Source organism: Muricoccus vinaceus (assembly GCF_042433125.1).
GTDB lineage: Bacteria > Pseudomonadota > Alphaproteobacteria > Acetobacterales > Acetobacteraceae > Roseomonas > Roseomonas vinacea.
In genome coordinates, this window is the sequence record NZ_JBHLVZ010000005.1 from 18,363 (window position 1) to 33,504 (window position 15,142).

A 15,142-nucleotide genomic window follows, 5' to 3' on the forward strand; every position below is an offset into this window, starting at 1 on the left:
ATGTGCGGGCCGCGGTTTCAAGCCTTCTGGCGGCGGCGCCTTTCAGCCCGGTCCGTTGGAGAGGCCGATCCTCACCTTGAAGGCATTGCGGATGTGCCGCCGCGCCGCCGCCTCGGCCGCCGCGGCATCCCGCGCTTCGATGGCCGCCACGATCGCCGCGTGCTCCCGCACGGACTCCGACCCCCGGTTCGGCACGGCCAGGGTGGTGCCCGCCAGGAGGGCGAGGGAGAGCCGGAGGTTCTCCAGCATGGTGTTGAGGAAGCCGTTGCGGGCGGACAGGCAGATCTGGCGGTGGAACAGGCGGTTGGTACCGGCCAGCGCCGCCGGGTCGTCCAGCAGGCCGCCGTCGCGTTCCACCATCTCGCGCAGCACCTCCACCTCGGTGGCGGTGGCATGGGTGGCGGCCAGGCCGGCCGCGGTGCCCTCAAGCACCTCCCGCATGTGGTAGAGCTCGGTCATCTCGGCATAGCCGAGGCTGGCCACCACCGCCCCGTGATGCGGCTCGTGCAGCACCAGCCCCTGCGCCTCCAGCCGCTTCAGGGCTTCGCGCACGGGGGTCCGGCTGATGCGGAAGCGCTCCGCCAGCTCGGCCTCGCGCAGGCGGGTGCCGGCCGGAAGCGCCCCGCTGTCGATGGCCTCCAGCAGCAGGTCATAGGCCTCGGAGCCGGAGGAGCGGCTGGGCTTGGCGGTCATGGCGTTCCTCACCCCGTCCGCCGGTCGCGCGCGATGTCCAGGAAGACCTCCTCCAGGTCGTCCCGGCCGTAGCGGGAGAGCAACTCGGCGGGCGCGCCGCTGTCCACCAGACGGCCCTTCTTCAGCATCAGCACATGGCCGCAGAGCCGCTCGACCTCCGCCATGTTGTGGGAGGCGAGCAGGATCGCGCAGCCGCTTTCCGCGCGGTAGCGCTCCAGCCAGGAGCGCACCCAGTCCGCCGTGTCCGGGTCCAGGCTGGCCGTGGGTTCGTCCAGCAGCAGCACGTCCGGCCGGTTGATCAGGGACTTGGCCAGCGCCACCCGTGTCTTCTGCCCGGCCGAGAGCTGCCCGGCCGGGCGGTCCATCAGGTCCTCCAGGGAAAGCTGCGCGGCCAGTTCGGCGATCCGGTGCTCCGCGTCCGGCACGTCGTAGAGGTGGGCATAGACCCGGAGGTTCTCCCCCACGCTCAGCCGATGGGGCAGCGCGATGTAGGGGGAGGAGAAGTTGGCGCGCGCGAGGGCGGCGAAGCGGTTCCGCGCCATGTCGTGGCCCATCAGGCTGACCCGCCCGGTGGTGGGGATCAGCAGGCCCAGCAGCATGGCGATGGTGGTGCTCTTGCCCGCGCCGTTCCCGCCCAGCAGCCCCACCGTGCCGCCGCGCGGCAGGATGAAAGACAGGTCGTCCACCGCCAGGGTGGCGCCGTAGCGCTTGGTCAGCCCCTCCGCCGCGATGGCGGGGGCCTGGGGGTCGGGTGCGTGGCGCATGGTTCAGTGGAGTAAGCCGCCCGGCGGTGGCCCGCCAGGGGCGTTCAGCGGCGCAGGTGGCGGTCCGTGGCCCGGCCCTGGAACAGGGTGACGCCGTTCTCCCACCCCCAGGCGATGGCGGCGGCCCGGTCCGCGCCCGTCAGCACCACCTCCATTCCATCGAGGGCCGCCACCGCGCCGGGATCGGCGGGCAAGGTTTCGTTCCAGGCCAGGCGCACCATGGTCGCGCGGATCCGCGCGGGTTTCAGCAGGGCCAGCGCGGCGCCGCAGCCCGCCTCCAGCGCCAGGCCGTAGCCTCGGCTGAGCGCGAGGTCCCGCCCCAGGGCAAAGCCCGCCGGGTCCGCCAGGATGCCCGCCGCCGGGATGGACAGCGTGAGCATGGGCCGCACCGCCCCCGGCAGACGCCCGTCCAGCGCCAGGAAGGCTTCCGAGGTGAGCGCCGCGACGGAAAGCGACAAGTGCAGCGGCTTCGGCGATGCCAGCCATTCCGGCCGGGCAATGCCCGCCAGCATCCGCTGTTCCAGCAGCAGGCGGAGCCGGGCGGCCAGGGCGGGCGCTTCCTCCAGCCCGAAGCCGGGGAGCAACCGGTCCCGCAGCGCGGCGGGCATCGGGGCGATGGCCTCCGCCTCCACCCCCGACCCCCCTTCCGGCCAGAGGCGGCAGACGGGCTGGCGGCGCAGATAAGGGGCGGGATCGGCGCGCATCAGCGCGGGCAGGATGGCGGCCAGCGCCTCGGCTTGCAGCGGTGGCAGCGCGGGCGTGGCGGGCGGTGCGGCGGGGGCGAGGCCCAGGCTTTCCTCCAACGCCGCCAACACCGCGCCGGACTCTTCCGGCAGGCGCAGGCCGCGCACCACCTCGGCGGCGGCGCCATCCTCCAGCGCGCCGTCGAGCACGCGCAGCACGGCCGGGCGGAGCGTATCGGGCGGGGCGGTGGCCACGGCCATGTCGCCGTCCGGCAGGTGGAAGACGCGGGCGCGGCGGGCGTGCTGGGGCAGGGCCAGGGCCTCGCGCAGCAGGCGGCGATGGTGCGGGCGGTCCAGGCCGCGCGGCAGGCGGGACAGCTTGAGCCACAGCACGTCCCGCACCGCGCCGGAGGCGAGGCAGAGGCGCACCAGCGCCGCCAGTTCCGCCGCGCCGCCGTCCGGGCCGGTGAGGGGCGGCGGGTCCGCCGGCAGGGGGCTGGCCCACTTGGCACGCGCGGGGAAATCGAGGGCGAGGCTCATCCTGCGCGCCCGTCCGCCCGACGCCACCACGCGGCGAGAAGGCGGTCCGGCCAGGGGCCAGTGAAACGGCCGATTCCCCGCGCCAGGCCCCATTCCAGCCCCGCAGCGTCCGCAACGCCCCCCAACACCACCCGCGCCGGGTTCAACAGGCGCCACAGGCCGGCGGGCAGCGCGTCCAGCCCGGGTTCGAGCGTGAGGTGCAGCACCGCGCCCGGCAGCTGCGCCGGGTCCAGCAGGGCGAGCGCCGCGACGGAGAGGCCGTCGACGCCAAAGAGGGCGGCGGGCGGGCGGGCCAGGGCGCGCAGCGGAAGGACCGGCAGGAGGGGTGCCGCGCCGAGGTCCGGCAGGGTCTCGGGCGGCAAGTCGAGATGGAGCGGTCCCTCCGGCGGGGGGACCAGGCCGAGTGCCCGGCGGGCCACCAGGTTGCCTGCATGCTCCTGCCAGGGGGCGCCCGCCCAGCGCGGGCCGAGGGCCGCCGCGATGGCGGATGCCGAGGGCAGGACGCGCAGCCCCGCCGGGCGCGGGCCGCCACCCGCGCCGAATCCGAGGATGGGCCGGCGTTCCAGCAAAGCTTCCAGCGGAAGGGCGCGGAGAATGGCCTCGGGCCCGGAGGCGCTTGCGGCGGCGGCGGGCGGCGTCGCCGGGGCTTCGGTCAGCAGGGCGGCGTCCCGCCCGTTCAGCACGGCCGAGAGCGCGCGCCGCGCCATCTCCAGGGCGGGCGGCGCGGCTTCCAGCCGCCAGGCGCCCTGCCCGGCCGCCGAAACGCGGCCGCCGCGGTTGCGCGCGGCGTCCTCCAGCAGCGCGCGGGCCACCCGGTGGGCTTCCGGTGCGAGGCCGGGGCCCGGGCGGAACAGCAGCGCCGCGAGCGGTGGCCCATGCCGGGCCTGGTGCGGGGCGGGGATCATGGCGCTGATTTTGCGCCGCCAGGGTTAACCCGCCGTCACCACGCGCATCGCCCGGTTGCCACCCGACCCGGCGGCGGGCTACCCCAAAGCGGATGAACGGCCCCGCGCCAGAAACCCCGATCCCCCCCATGGCCGCGGCCGACCTCTCGGAGGCGGTGCGCGCGCTTCGCCGCGCCTCGGTGCTGGTGGTGGGCGACGCCATGCTGGACCGCACCGTCTATGGCACGGTCACCCGCATCTCGCCCGAGGCCCCCGTGCCCGTGCTGACCGTGGAGCGCGAGGTCGCGACCCCCGGCGGTGCCGGCAACGTGGTGCGCAACCTCACCGCGCTTGGAGCCTCCGTCGCTTTCCTGTCGGTGGTGGGGGACGACCAGGCGGGGTCGGACCTGACCGGGCTGATCGGCGGCCAGCCGGGGGTGGAGCCCTGGCTGCTGGTGCAGGGCGGGCGCGCCACCACCACGAAGACGCGCTTCATCGCCTCGGGCCAGCACCTGATGCGCGCCGACCACGAGGTGGCCCAGGCCATCCACCCGCGGCTGGCGGACCGCATGGTGCGGATCGCCCAGGACACGATCGCGGCCACCAAGGTCATGATCCTGTCCGACTATGGGAAAGGCGTGCTGGCCGGCGACGTGCCGCAGCGCCTGATCGCCGCCGCCCGCGCGGCGGGGCGCCGCGTGGTTGTGGATCCCCATGGCGGCGAGCACGGCGCCTATGCCGGTGCCGACCTGATCACCCCCAACCGGGCGGAGCTGCGCGCCGCGACGGGCATGCCCGTGGACGGCGAGGCGGCCCTGCTGGCCGCCGCCCGCGCGCTGCGCGACCGCCACGGCATCGGCGCCGTGCTGGTGACGCGCGGCAAGGAGGGCATGACGCTGCTGGACGGCGACACCGTGCACCACTTCCACGCCGAGGCGCTGGAGGTGGCCGACGTGGCCGGCGCCGGCGACACGGTGGCCGCGCTGGTGGCGGCCGGCATGGCGGCGGGCCTGCCCCTTCCGGTGGCCGCGCGCCTGTCCAACATCGCGGCGGGGCTGGTGGTGGGCAAGGTGGGCACGGCGGTGGCCCGCGATGCCGACATCCTGGAATCCCTGGGCGCGGAAGGCGGCGCCCTGCGCAAGATCGTCTCCCGCCTGCGCGCGGCGGAGCAGGCGGAGCGCTGGCGCCGGCATGGCTGGCGCATCGGCTTCGCCGATGGCTCCTTCGACCTGCTGACCCCCGGCCACCTGCACATGCTGGAACAGGCGCGGCGCTGGTGCGACCGGCTGGTGGTGGGGCTGCGCTCGGACGAGGCGATGCGCCGCCTGAAGGGCTCCACCCGCCCCGTCCAGGCCGAAGCGGCGCGGGCGGCGGTGCTCGCCTCCCTTCCGTCCGTGGACCTCGTGACCGTGTTCGACGACGACGCGCTGCTCGCCCTGGTGGAGGCCGTCCGCCCGGACGTCCTGATCAAGGGCGCCGACTACCGGGCGGACGAGGTGATCGGCGGCACCCTGGTCCAGGAATGGGGCGGCACCGTCCGCCTGGCGGCGCTGCTGCCCGACGGGAACGCTGCGGTGGCGGGACTGCAGGACTGAAGCGGGACTGGCCGGCCGCGGGATGCGGCGGCCAGCCCCTTTCCGGCGTTGGGCTAGCGCGCGGGCGGCGGCACGGCCGAGGGCGGGTTCCCGCCGCCCTGGGTGGTCTGAACCGTCTGGCCGCGCAGCGTGCCGATCAGGATCAGGTGCTCCTTGATCGAGTTGTTGGACAGTGTCGCCATGATCTTGTCGGGGACCGGCCCGCGGCCCTCCATGATGGCGCTGGTCAGGCTCAGCAGCTCCTGATGGCCGCGTTCCTGAACCTCGAGGAACATGCGCTCGAACTCGGCACCGCTTGCGGCATTCAGCGCCTCGATCATCTTGCCGCGCTCGTTGCCCAGGCTGGCCATGGGAAAGTCGTGCCCGGCCAGCTTCATGGCCTGGGCCACGCCCTCCTGTTCCTGCACCTCGAACTGGGCGAAGCGCTTCACCTCGGGGTTGGTGGCCTTCTCGCCCCCGATCCTGGCGGTGGCATGGGAGAAGGAGCCGGCCTCGAACAGCATGCGCGCCAGGCGTTCGGGCGGGGCCGCGGCCAGGTTCTCCGGGGGCACGTTGGCGCTGGGGGAGTTGCCCTGGGCCTGGGCCAGGCCGGGGGCGAGGACAGGAAGAAGGGCGGCCCCCGCGAGGGCGAGCGGGATGGTGCGGCGGTTCATGGCGTGCGTTCTCCGGAAGGTGCCGCCGCGCGGGTGGCACGGGAGGCGGAGAAGGAACGGGCGGTCCGTCCCGCAGTTCCGTTGGACAGAATAGCTGCCGCTATTCGCAGAGCAGCGCCGCCCTCATCTCCTGCGCACCCATGGGGTCCATCGCCGCCGCCAGGCGTCCCGCCGCCAGCACGGCGTAGCGGTGCATCAGCGACTTGCGCCGCGCCCCGGCCAAGGGCCGGTGCTCGGTGTCGCGCAGCATCACGGCGTCGAAGCCGTCGCTCACGATCAGGCCGATCTCCTCGGGGATCAGCTCCTGCGGGAAGTCGCAATCCACGGCGAAGTAGAGCCGGTCGCACCAGGCCCGGTACTCGTGCCACTTGTTGTCGGACAGGAAGTCGCGCGGGCCGGACTTCACCTCGATGGCGAAGAGGCAGCCCTCGGGGGTCAGCGCCATGATGTCCAGCCGCCGCCCGCAGGGGATGGGCATCTCGGCGAGGGGGGCCCAGCGGTGGCGGGCACAGAAGCGCATGGCGGCGCGGCAGGTGGAGGCCGTGCGCTCGGGAATGGTCAGGTCCAGCGGCATGGGCCGGATTCACCCCCAGACGTGAGGGAGGTCAAGCTTCACCTGCGCCCCCTGCCGGGTGTAGGGAGGGGCGTGCCCGATAACCTCCCCTTCTGGAAGCGGAAGTCGCTCTCCGCCATGACCCGGGCGGAGTGGGAATCCCTCTGCGACGGCTGCGGCCGCTGCTGCCTCCACAAAATCCGCGACGCGGACACGGAGGAGGTCCACTTCACCAACGTCGCCTGCCGCATGCTGGATACGCAGGGCTGCGGCTGCCGCGACTACGCCAACCGCCGCGCCCATGTGCCGGACTGCGTGCAGCTCAAGGCGAAGATGGTGCCCGCGTTGGACTGGCTTCCGCCGACCTGCGCCTATCACCTCCTCGCCCGCGGGCAGGAGCTGCCCGAGTGGCACCCGCTGGTGTCGGGGGATCCCGAAAGCGTTCACCGCGCCGGCATCTCCGTCCGCGGACGCGCCGTGACGGAGCGGGATGCCGGGCCGCTGGAAGATCACGTGGTCGCCTGGCCTGGCCGCTGGCCTGCCAAGCGCGGCGCACCCAGGGCGGCGGAAGCTGCCAGGCAGAGCAGGCAAAGGAAGACGGGATGACCCAAGCGCTCTATGGCGGCGTGAATGCCGCCCTGATCACGGCGGTGGGAGCCGATCTCGCGCCCGACCATGTCCGCACCGCCGCCCATGCCAAGTGGCTGCTGGCCAATGGATGCGACGGCCTGGGCGTGCTCGGCACCACCGGGGAGGCCGCTTCCTTCGGGTTGCGCGAGCGCCGGGAGATCCTGGAATCCCTGGTTCAGAACGACGTGCCCGTGACCCGGCTGATGCCCGGCACCGGGGTTCCCAACATCACCGACACCGTGGAGCTGTCCCGCCACGCGCGCGACCTGGGCTGCCCGGGCGTGCTGGTCCTGCCGCCCTTCTACTACAAGAACCCGAGCGGGGAGGGGCTCTACGCCTACTTCTCGGAGGTGATCGAGCGGACGGGCAGCGGGCTGGCCTTCTATCTCTACCACTTCCCGGCGCAGTCGGCCGTGCCGCTGACGGTGGAGCTGATCGGACGGCTGATCGAGGCCTTCCCCGGGGTCGTGCGGGGCGTGAAGGACAGCACGGGCGACCCGGCCCAGGCCGAGGGCTTCATCAAGGCCTTCGCCAGCCGTGGCTTCGAGGTTTATCCGGGCGCCGACAACCTGTTGCAGCGCATGCTGGCGATCGGCGCCGCCGGCTGCATCACCGCGGCCAGCAACATCTGCGCCCGCTTCTCCCAGGTGGTGTTCACCCAGCGCAGCGGGCCGGAGGCGGACGCGGCGCAGCGGGTGGTGGATGCCTGCCGCGCCGCCGCCGGTTCGGCGCCCCTGATCCCCGGCCTGCGGGAGGTGCTGGCGCGCAGCACGGGCGACGAGGGCTGGCGCCACATCCGCCCGCCGCACACCCGCCTTTCCCCGGCGCAGGCGGATGCCGTCTGGGCCGCCTGGCAGGGCACGGGCGCCCTGCCGCTGCCGGGGCTGGAGGAATACGGCATGTCGCTGGCGGCGGAATGAGCGGCATGAGCGAGACCCTGCGCTGCCGCATCCCCGCCACCGCCACGGTGCAGGCGGACGACGAGACGTCCCGCGTCACGCGATGGGACTTCCCGCCCGGCGCGGAAACCGGATGGCACCGGCACGGCTGGGCCTATCTCGTGGTGCCCGTGACGGATGGGACCATGACGCTGGAGGAACCCGGCGGCGCCACGCGCGAGGCCACCATCAAGGCCGGCGTGTCCTACACCCGCCCGCCGGGGGTGGAGCACAACGTGGTCAATGGCGGCACCGAGCCCTTCTCCTTCGTGGAGATCGAGTTCAAGGCCCACCCCGGCTGACGCGGTGCCCGGCCCTCTGGGTCGGGACCTCCACCAGCACGTGCAGAAGGGAGGCGGCGGCGAAGGCCAGGGCCGTCGTCGCGAGGATCGCGGCCCAGGCCGGAACAGCGGCTTCCAACAGCAGGCGCAGCACGGCGTAGCCGGCCACGCCGTGCACCACGTAGAGCGGGTAGCTGACCCGGGCGAGGACCTCGAGCGGCACCGGCACCCGCCGGACGCGGTGGCGCGCCGCGAAGCAGGCCGCGAAGAGCGCCAGGGCGGCGCCATAGGCCAGCAGCCCCGGCAGGATCGCCTGCCCCATGATCCCCCCCGCCCATTGGAGGGCGAAAAGGGCGAGCAGCAGCGTCCCGCCGCGCAGGCACGCCGGGCCGCCTTCCGTCGCCCGGTGGCGGGCGCCGAACACGGTGCCGACCAGCATGAAGGTGATCATCTGCGCGCTGAGCGCCAGTTCCCCCATGGCGGCCTGTATGGCCGGCGGCCAGGGAATGGCGCCCGCCACCGCAGCGGCCCCGGTCAGGGCGAAGCCGGTTGCCAGCAGGGGCCGCACGCGCCCGGCCCGCAGGGCGGGGGCGAGCAGAAGGCAGAGCAGGTAGAAGCGCACCTCGATCGCGAGCGTCCAGCTGATGCCGTCGATGGTCGGCAGGCCCAGCAGGTCCTGCACGAAGAACAGGTGGGCCAGCCACTGCGCCGTGCCGAAGGGGGCGGGATTGCCGAAGTATCGGGCGCAGGCCCACACGGCGGCCATGGTGACCCCCAGCCCGAGCGCATAGGTCGGCCAGATCCGCAGCGCGCGCCCCAGCGCGAAGCCCGCCCTACCCCGCCCCACCAGGGAGAAGGGCACCACGAAGCCGGAGATCAGGAAGAACAACGCGACCCCGAAATGCCCGGCGAAGCCCTGCGGCAGCCAGCCATGCACCGCCAGCACGGAGGGCGAGGGCCCCTCCCAGATGGGGGCGCCGACGAAGGCGGCGGCGGTGGCGCGGTTGGTCCAGAAGTGCTGGGTGTAGTGGCTCAGCAGCACCGAGAGGGCGGCCAGGCCCCGCAGCGCCTGGGCAAAGGCGATGCGGGAGGAACCTTTGGCCAAATGGCTGTTTTCGCGTTCTTTTCGCACCGCGCAAACCACACGCCCTTCGTGGCGGCTGTCAAGTCGTTGAACCCGACCCCGCCCAGGGTCCATTCTCTTTCCATGGAACATAACGAGACCGAGGTCGTTCCCCTGCGCGCCCATCCCCTGGCCCTTCCGACGCCGACACCGGTGCGCTGGAACCGCTCGGCGCGGGCTCGCCGCGTCTCGCTGCGGATCGACCCACGCGCGGGTGAGGTGGTGGTGACCCTGCCGCCGCGCTCCGGCCGGAGGGCCGGCATGGCGCTGCTGAACACCCATGCCGCCTGGGTGAAGGAGCGCCTGGGCAGCCTGGCCCCGGCCGTGCCGCTGGCGGAGGGGCAGGCCGTGCCGCTCGGCGGCGTGCCGCATGCCATCCGCCACGACCCGTCGGCGCGGGGTCCCGCGATCCTCTGGAACGGGGAGATCGTGGTGGCCGGGGACAAGGCCTTTCTCACGCGCCGCGTGGCGGATTTCCTGAAGGGCGAGGCCAAGCGCCGCATCGCGGTGCTGGCGGCGGGGCACGCCGCCGCGCTGGGGGTGAAGATCCGGCGCATCGTGCTGAAGGACACGCGGTCCCGCTGGGGAAGCTGCGCGCCGGACGGCACCCTGGCCTTCTCATGGCGGCTGGTGATGGCGCCGGACTGGGTGCTGGACTACGTGGTCGCGCATGAGGTCGGCCACCTGCGCGAACTCAACCACTCCGACCGCTTCTGGGCCCATGTGGCGCGGCTGACGCCGCACCGGGAGGCGGCGCAGGACTGGCTCAGGCGGAACGGGCCCACCCTGCTGCGGGTGGGGTGAGGCTCACACCCCCCGCTGCCAGCCGCCGTCCACCGCGACCCCCTGCCCCGTGACATAGGCGGCGACGGGGGCGGCCAGGAAGGCGACCATGGCGGCCACCTCCTCCGCGGTGCCGAAGCGGCGCATGGGGATGTCGGCCGAGGCGCGGGCGAGAACCTCGGCCTCCGGGATTCCCTCGTCCCTCGACATCTGCGCCGCGCGGTTCTGCCAGAGCGGCGTCAGCGCGCGGCCGGGGGAAACGCTGTTCACCGCGATCCCGTCCGGCGCCAGCTCGATCGCCAGCGTCTTGGCCAGGGCCAGCACCCCGGCCTTGTGGACGTTGGACACCACCTGATGCGCCGTGGGCTGGCGGGCGGAAACGGCGCCCAGCAGCACCACCCGCCCATCCCCCGCCCGCCGAAGCGCCGGCAGGAAGGCCCTGACCGCGCGCACGGTGCCGAGGATGTTGAACTCGTAGTTCTCCAGCCAGGCCTCGTCGGAGAGATCCTCGAAGGCGCTGCGACGGCTGCCGCCGGCGGCGCAGACCAGGGCGTGCAGCGGTTCGCCCCCCAGATGCGCCACGAGGGCCGCAAGGCTCGCCGGGTCGGACTGGTCGCAGAGGATGGCCTCGGGCGCCGTGCCCGCTTGCGCCCGCAATGTCTCCGACGCCGTATCCAGCCGTGCCGCATCGCGCCCGGCGATGAGCACGGACGCGCCCTCCCGCAGGAGCAGCCCTGCGGTGGCCAGCCCGATGCCGGAGGAACCGCCGATCACCAGCGCCCGGCGGCCGTGCATCCCAAGGTCCATGCCGCTACTCCACCCTCGCGCCGGTTTCGCGCACGATCGGCGCCCATTTCTCCGCTTCCTGCCGGATGAAGCGGCCGAGTTCCTCCGGTGAGGTCGGGATCGGCTCCACCCCCTGCCCTTCCAGGGAGGAGGACACGGCGGGATCGTCCAGCGCCTCCCGCATCGCCGCGTTCATGCGGGCGACGATCGCCGGCGGCAGTCCCTTGGGGCCGACGAGGGCGTACCAGTTCTGCACCTCGTAGCCCGGCAGCGTCTCGGCCAGCGCCGGCGTGCCTGGCATGGAGCGGACGCGCTTGAGCGTCGGCACCGCCAGCATGCGCAGCCGCCCGGACTGCACGTGCGGCAGGGCCGTGGGCGCGGTCGAGAAGGCATAGTCGATCTTGGCGCCGATCAGGTCTGTGATCATCGGACCGCCGCCACGATAGGGGACGTGCACGGTCTTCACCCCGGCCATGCGGTCGAGCAGCGCGCCCGCCAGATGCCCGGCCCCGCCCACGCCGGAGGAGCCGTAGGTGATGGTGTCCGGCGCGGCCTTCGCCGCCGCGATCAGTTCCGCCACGCTCTTCCACGGGCGTTCGGCGGGCACGACGAGCACGTTCAGCACGTTGCCGGCCATGCAGACGGGGGTGAGGTCCGCCTGCGGGTCGAAGGGAAGGCTGGCGTAGAGGCTGGTGTTGATGGACAGCGCGCCGATGGTTCCCATCAGGAAGGTGCTGCCATCGGCGGGGGCGCGCACCACCACCTCGGTCGCGAGGTTGCCGCCCGCGCCCGGACGGTTCTCGATCACCACGGGCACGCCGAGCAGGGCGGAGAGCTTGGGCTGCATCACGCGGGTGCTGATGTCCGTGGCGCCGCCGGCCGCGAAGCCGACGACGATGCGGATGGGCTTGCTCGGCCATCCCTCCTGCGCGCGGAGTTGGAGCGCGGGCAGCGCGAGGGCGAGGCCCCCGGCGCCGAGCAGGCTGCGGCGTCGCATCATCGTATCTCTCCCTTCATCGGTGCGCCCGGCCCCATCTCGCGCGGGGCTTGCCGGGCGCCCGTGTCAGCGGCGCTGGATTCAGCGTCCCTGGAACTGTGGCGGGCGCTTCTCCATGAAGGCGCGGCGGCCCTCGATGTAGTCCTCGCTGGCGAAGCACTCCGCCACGAGGCGCGCGCAGAGGGCCTCGTCGGGCTGGGGCTTCAGCGCCTCGCGCACGATGGCTTTCACGGAATCCACCGTCAGCGGCGCGTTGCCGGCGATCGTGCCGGCGTAGTCCTCGATGGTCGCCTCCAGCGCGTCGTCGGCCACCACGCGGTTCACCAGCCCCATCACGCGCGCGTCCTCGGCGGAGAAGCGCTTGGCGGTGAAGAACAGCTCCTTGGCGAAGGAAGGCCCGACGATCTCCACCAGCCGGCGGATGCCCTTCAGCGGATAGCCCAGGCCGAGCTTGGCGGCGGGAATGCCGAAGGAGGACTTCTCCGTGCAGATACGCATGTCGCAGCACACGGCCAGCGCGGAACCGCCGCCGATGCAGTGCCCGCGGATGGCGGCGATGGTGGGCTTCGAGAAGTCCGCCAGCGCGTCATAAACCTTCGCGGTCTGCACCTGATACGCGTCCACCGCCTCCTTGGAGGAGCGCTCGCTCTCGAACTTGGAGATGTCCGCACCGGACACGAAGGCCTTGCCGCCCGCGCCCGTGACCACGACCACGCGGACGGCCGGATCGGCCGCGAAATCGGCCAGGATCTTCTCCGCCGCCTCCCACATCTCCATGGAGACGGCGTTGTGGCGCTCGGGGTTGTTGAAGATCATCCAGCCGACGCCGCCCTCCTTGCGGGAAAGCATCTTGTCGGTGCCGAGAGCCGGGTTCGGCGGGGGAAGCGCGTCGGGCATGATGGGTCCTAGATCACCTGGCGGGTTTTGAGGTCCGCGATCTCGTCGTCGGTGTAGCCGGCCTCGCGGAGCACGGCGGCGGAATGCTCGCCGATGGCGGGCGGGTGGGTGTTGATGCGCGCGGGCGTGCGCGACAGTCCGATGGGCTGCGCCACATAGGTCTGCGCCCGTGTGCCGTCGTCCAGCGTGGCCGCGATTCCCAGGTGCTTCACCTGCGGGTCCGCGAACATCTGGTCGATGGAATAGATCGGCCCGGCGGGCACGCCGGCCTCGTTCAGGGCCGTCACCCATTCCTCGCTCGTGCGCCCGGCGATCTTCTCGTCGATCAAGGCGTTCAGCGCGTCGCGGTTGTCGGAGCGCGAGCCCGCATCCTTGAAGCGCGGGTCCTCCAGCCATTCCGGCGCGCCGGCGGCGACCGCGAAGCGCTTCCAGATGGCGTTGCCGGTGGCGGCGATGTTGATGTGGCCGTCGCTGGTCTTGAACACGCCGGTCGGAATGCTCGTCGGGTGGTTGTTGCCGGCCTGCTTCGGCACCTCGCCGGCCTGGAGCCAGCGCGCGGCCTGGAAGTCGAGCATGAAGGCCTGGGCCTGGAGCAGCGAGGTCTGCACCCACTGGCCCTTGCCGGACACCTCGCGCTCCAGCAGCGCGACCATGATGCCCTGGGCCGCGAAGAGGCCGGCGCAGAGGTCGGCGATGGGAATGCCGACGCGCACGGGGCCCTGGCCGGGCAGGCCGGTGATGGACATCAGCCCGCCCATGCCCTGCGCGATCTGGTCGAAGCCGGGGCGGCCGGCATAGGGGCCGTCCTGCCCGAAGCCGGAGATGGAGGCGTAGACCAGGCGCGGGTTCTCGGCCGAGAGTTCCTTGTAGCCGATGCCCAGCCGGTCCTTCACGTCCGGGCGGAAGTTCTCCACCACCACGTCGGCCTCGCGCACGAGGCGCTTGAGGATGGCGACGCCCTCGGGCGACTTCAGGTTCAGCGTCAGGCCGCGCTTGTTGCGGTGAAGGTTCTGGAAGTCCGGGCCGCCGCGGGGGCCGCCCATGGGGTCGCCCTGGTCCAGCCCCTCGGGCATCTCGATCTTGATGACCTTGGCTCCCCAGTCCGCCAGCTGCCGCACGCAGGTGGGGCCGGAGCGCACGCGGGTGAGGTCGAGCACGGTGAAGCGGGAGAGCGCGCCGGCTGTGGCATCCGCACCGCTCGCGGCGGCCGGGTTCGGGGCATCGAGCATGGCATCTCCTCCTGACTGGCGCGCAGGCTGAGGGCGCGCCGCCCACCTGTCAACAGGCTGTTGACAGGCCACGCGGCGCCGTGATGCCCTTGGTGGCATGGACACCCTCCCCCCGGCTGCGCCCCCCCTGGCCGCCACCTTGTCCGAGCGCGCGCGGGCGGCGGTTGAGCAGCTGATCCTGTCGGGCGAGATCGCCCCCGGCACGCGGCTCAACGAGGTGGCGCTGGCCGCACGCCTCGGCCTTTCGCGCGGGCCGCTGCGCGAGGCGCTGCGGGGGCTGGAGCGGGACGGGCTGGTCACGGCCGGCCCCGCCGGGCAGGGCATGAGCGTGCGCCGGCTGGAGCCCGCCGAGATGGCGGAGCTGTACGACATGCGGGCCCTGTTGCAGGGCTTCATCCTGGCCCGCATCGCCGAGCGCATGGCCCGCCGCGCGCTGCCGCCGGGCACGCTGGAGGAGCTTCGCGCGCAGGTGGAGGCCATGGAGCGCATGGCGAAGTCGGGGGACGCCCCGGGCTACTACGCCCGCAACCTCGGCTTCCACGAGGCGCTGCACCGCGCGGCCGGGCATCGCCGCGCCTCGGGGCTCTACGACTCCCTGATCAAGGAAAGCCACCTAGCGCGCCAGCAATCGCTGGCCCACCCGGACCGCATGCGGCAGAGCAACGCCGAACACGCGGCGATGCTGGATGCCGTGGCCGCCGGCGATGCCCCCCGCGCCCGCGCTCTGGGCGAGGCGCATGTGGCCGAAGGCGGCAAGCGGCGCTGGCTGGAATCCCTCGGCCAGGGCTGAGCGGAATCAGTTCACCAGCCCGATCCGCAAACCCCGTCGGGCCGCCGGCGAGCAGCAAGGCGGAGTGAGCCGGCCACCCCGGCGCCCCCGCTTCCGTGACGGCCGGTTGCGCGGCGGAGAGGCGGGCCAGGTCGGCACCCAGCCCCTCCAGCTCCCGGTGCGGGCGTTGCGCCAGAACAGGGCGGAGATCTCGGACAGGGCGCGGAGCAAAAGCTCCGGGCGGGGGCGGATCAGGGCCAGACGGAAGGCAGCCGCGCGTTCCGTTTCGATTTCAGGGTCATCGGGCGCCGCGGGGCGCCGAGCGGCACTGGCTGCGGCTCCGC

At 73.1% G+C, this 15,142-nt stretch carries 17 protein-coding genes; 6 read left to right on the forward strand and 11 right to left on the reverse strand.

Annotated elements, in window-relative coordinates:
* Positions 1 to 42 precede the first annotated feature (42 nt).
* The 4 genes from ACFFIC_RS06565 to ACFFIC_RS06580 are packed head-to-tail and all read right to left on the reverse strand — an operon-like array spanning position 43 to position 3,585.
* Positions 43 to 693, reverse strand: a complete 651-nt coding sequence (locus tag ACFFIC_RS06565; protein WP_377049367.1) for a GntR family transcriptional regulator — start codon at positions 691 to 693, stop codon at positions 43 to 45.
* Between the two features lie 8 nt (positions 694 to 701).
* Positions 702 to 1,457 (reverse strand): ABC transporter ATP-binding protein, encoded by a 756-nt coding sequence (locus ACFFIC_RS06570; protein WP_377049368.1) that lies wholly within the window; start codon positions 1,455 to 1,457, stop codon positions 702 to 704.
* 44 nt (positions 1,458 to 1,501) lie between these two features.
* Positions 1,502 to 2,680, reverse strand: coding sequence for a hypothetical protein (locus tag ACFFIC_RS06575; protein ID WP_377049369.1), 1,179 nt, complete (start codon positions 2,678 to 2,680; stop codon positions 1,502 to 1,504).
* Positions 2,677 to 3,585 carry a hypothetical protein gene (locus ACFFIC_RS06580; RefSeq protein WP_377049370.1) on the reverse strand — a complete coding sequence of 303 codons (909 nt, stop codon included), beginning with the start codon at positions 3,583 to 3,585 and terminating at the stop codon, positions 2,677 to 2,679. The genes ACFFIC_RS06575 and ACFFIC_RS06580 overlap by 4 nt, the downstream gene beginning before the upstream one ends.
* A 128-nt stretch (positions 3,586 to 3,713) precedes the next feature.
* On the opposite strand from ACFFIC_RS06580, the gene ACFFIC_RS06585 reads away from it, so the two are divergent.
* On the forward strand, positions 3,714 to 5,159 hold the full coding sequence (locus tag ACFFIC_RS06585) for a PfkB family carbohydrate kinase (protein ID WP_377049371.1): 1,446 nt from the start codon (positions 3,714 to 3,716) through the stop codon (positions 5,157 to 5,159).
* 53 nt (positions 5,160 to 5,212) lie between these two features.
* Here the strand turns inward: ACFFIC_RS06585 and ACFFIC_RS06590 are convergent, their stop codons facing one another.
* Both ACFFIC_RS06590 and ACFFIC_RS06595 read right to left on the reverse strand, forming a co-directional pair.
* Positions 5,213 to 5,812 (reverse strand): DUF4142 domain-containing protein, encoded by a 600-nt coding sequence (locus tag ACFFIC_RS06590; RefSeq protein ID WP_377049372.1) that lies wholly within the window; start codon positions 5,810 to 5,812, stop codon positions 5,213 to 5,215.
* Positions 5,813 to 5,912: 100 nt separating this feature from the next.
* On the reverse strand, positions 5,913 to 6,386 hold the full coding sequence (locus ACFFIC_RS06595; RefSeq protein ID WP_377049373.1) for an MmcB family DNA repair protein: 474 nt from the start codon (positions 6,384 to 6,386) through the stop codon (positions 5,913 to 5,915).
* A gap of 72 nt (positions 6,387 to 6,458) precedes the next feature.
* Here ACFFIC_RS06595 and ACFFIC_RS06600 point away from each other — a divergent pair, with 72 nt between their 5' ends.
* Genes ACFFIC_RS06600 through ACFFIC_RS06610 form a run of 3 tightly spaced genes read left to right on the forward strand, consistent with a single transcriptional unit; the run spans position 6,459 to position 8,235 of the window.
* The gene (locus ACFFIC_RS06600; protein ID WP_377049374.1) at positions 6,459 to 6,971 is read left to right on the forward strand and encodes a YcgN family cysteine cluster protein; all 513 of its coding nucleotides are present in this window, start codon (positions 6,459 to 6,461) and stop codon (positions 6,969 to 6,971) included.
* Entirely contained in the window at positions 6,968 to 7,915 is a 948-nt protein-coding gene (locus tag ACFFIC_RS06605) for a dihydrodipicolinate synthase family protein (protein WP_377049375.1), read from the forward strand. The genes ACFFIC_RS06600 and ACFFIC_RS06605 overlap by 4 nt, the downstream gene beginning before the upstream one ends.
* A gap of 5 nt (positions 7,916 to 7,920) precedes the next feature.
* Entirely contained in the window at positions 7,921 to 8,235 is a 315-nt protein-coding gene (locus tag ACFFIC_RS06610) for a cupin domain-containing protein (protein ID WP_377049376.1), read from the forward strand.
* Here ACFFIC_RS06610 and ACFFIC_RS06615 read toward each other — a convergent pair.
* Positions 8,216 to 9,319 (reverse strand): acyltransferase family protein, encoded by a 1,104-nt coding sequence (locus ACFFIC_RS06615; protein WP_377049377.1) that lies wholly within the window; start codon positions 9,317 to 9,319, stop codon positions 8,216 to 8,218. The genes ACFFIC_RS06610 and ACFFIC_RS06615 overlap by 20 nt on opposite strands.
* A 102-nt stretch (positions 9,320 to 9,421) precedes the next feature.
* Here ACFFIC_RS06615 and ACFFIC_RS06620 point away from each other — a divergent pair, with 102 nt between their 5' ends.
* On the forward strand, positions 9,422 to 10,141 hold the full coding sequence (locus ACFFIC_RS06620) for a M48 family metallopeptidase (protein WP_377049378.1): 720 nt from the start codon (positions 9,422 to 9,424) through the stop codon (positions 10,139 to 10,141).
* Positions 10,142 to 10,144: 3 nt separating this feature from the next.
* Here ACFFIC_RS06620 and ACFFIC_RS06625 read toward each other — a convergent pair whose 3' ends face one another.
* The 4 genes from ACFFIC_RS06625 to ACFFIC_RS06640 form a co-directional block, all read right to left on the reverse strand.
* Entirely contained in the window at positions 10,145 to 10,927 is a 783-nt protein-coding gene (locus ACFFIC_RS06625; protein WP_377049379.1) for an SDR family oxidoreductase, read from the reverse strand.
* Between the two features lie 4 nt (positions 10,928 to 10,931).
* A complete protein-coding gene (locus tag ACFFIC_RS06630) occupies positions 10,932 to 11,906 on the reverse strand; it encodes a Bug family tripartite tricarboxylate transporter substrate binding protein (protein ID WP_377049380.1) in 975 nt (324 codons plus the stop codon).
* A 78-nt stretch (positions 11,907 to 11,984) separates the two neighbouring features.
* A complete protein-coding gene (locus ACFFIC_RS06635) occupies positions 11,985 to 12,800 on the reverse strand; it encodes an enoyl-CoA hydratase (RefSeq protein WP_377049381.1) in 816 nt (271 codons plus the stop codon).
* A gap of 8 nt (positions 12,801 to 12,808) precedes the next feature.
* The gene (locus tag ACFFIC_RS06640; protein ID WP_377049382.1) at positions 12,809 to 14,029 is read right to left on the reverse strand and encodes a CaiB/BaiF CoA transferase family protein; all 1,221 of its coding nucleotides are present in this window, start codon (positions 14,027 to 14,029) and stop codon (positions 12,809 to 12,811) included.
* A 97-nt stretch (positions 14,030 to 14,126) separates the two neighbouring features.
* Here ACFFIC_RS06640 and ACFFIC_RS06645 point away from each other — a divergent pair, with 97 nt between their 5' ends.
* Positions 14,127 to 14,819 carry a GntR family transcriptional regulator gene (locus ACFFIC_RS06645; RefSeq protein WP_377049383.1) on the forward strand — a complete coding sequence of 231 codons (693 nt, stop codon included), beginning with the start codon at positions 14,127 to 14,129 and terminating at the stop codon, positions 14,817 to 14,819.
* The last annotated feature ends 323 nt before the right edge of the window (positions 14,820 to 15,142 follow it).

Excerpts from the sequence above, each read along its gene's own strand:
- ACFFIC_RS06565 (WP_377049367.1), bottom strand. The coding sequence starts at position 693 with ATGACCGCCAAGCCCAGCCGCTCCTCCGGCTCCGAGGCCTATGACCTG.
- ACFFIC_RS06570 (WP_377049368.1), bottom strand. The coding sequence starts at position 1,457 with ATGCGCCACGCACCCGACCCCCAGGCCCCCGCCATCGCGGCGGAGGGG.
- ACFFIC_RS06575 (WP_377049369.1), bottom strand. The coding sequence starts at position 2,680 with ATGAGCCTCGCCCTCGATTTCCCCGCGCGTGCCAAGTGGGCCAGCCCC.
- ACFFIC_RS06580 (WP_377049370.1), bottom strand. The coding sequence starts at position 3,585 with ATGATCCCCGCCCCGCACCAGGCCCGGCATGGGCCACCGCTCGCGGCG.
- ACFFIC_RS06585 (WP_377049371.1), top strand. The coding sequence starts at position 3,714 with ATGGCCGCGGCCGACCTCTCGGAGGCGGTGCGCGCGCTTCGCCGCGCC.
- ACFFIC_RS06590 (WP_377049372.1), bottom strand. The coding sequence starts at position 5,812 with ATGAACCGCCGCACCATCCCGCTCGCCCTCGCGGGGGCCGCCCTTCTT.
- ACFFIC_RS06595 (WP_377049373.1), bottom strand. The coding sequence starts at position 6,386 with ATGCCGCTGGACCTGACCATTCCCGAGCGCACGGCCTCCACCTGCCGC.
- ACFFIC_RS06605 (WP_377049375.1), top strand. The coding sequence starts at position 6,968 with ATGACCCAAGCGCTCTATGGCGGCGTGAATGCCGCCCTGATCACGGCG.
- ACFFIC_RS06610 (WP_377049376.1), top strand. The coding sequence starts at position 7,921 with ATGAGCGAGACCCTGCGCTGCCGCATCCCCGCCACCGCCACGGTGCAG.
- ACFFIC_RS06620 (WP_377049378.1), top strand. The coding sequence starts at position 9,422 with ATGGAACATAACGAGACCGAGGTCGTTCCCCTGCGCGCCCATCCCCTG.
- ACFFIC_RS06625 (WP_377049379.1), bottom strand. The coding sequence starts at position 10,927 with ATGGACCTTGGGATGCACGGCCGCCGGGCGCTGGTGATCGGCGGTTCC.
- ACFFIC_RS06630 (WP_377049380.1), bottom strand. The coding sequence starts at position 11,906 with ATGATGCGACGCCGCAGCCTGCTCGGCGCCGGGGGCCTCGCCCTCGCG.
- ACFFIC_RS06635 (WP_377049381.1), bottom strand. The coding sequence starts at position 12,800 with ATGCCCGACGCGCTTCCCCCGCCGAACCCGGCTCTCGGCACCGACAAG.
- ACFFIC_RS06640 (WP_377049382.1), bottom strand. The coding sequence starts at position 14,029 with ATGCTCGATGCCCCGAACCCGGCCGCCGCGAGCGGTGCGGATGCCACA.
- ACFFIC_RS06645 (WP_377049383.1), top strand. The coding sequence starts at position 14,127 with ATGGACACCCTCCCCCCGGCTGCGCCCCCCCTGGCCGCCACCTTGTCC.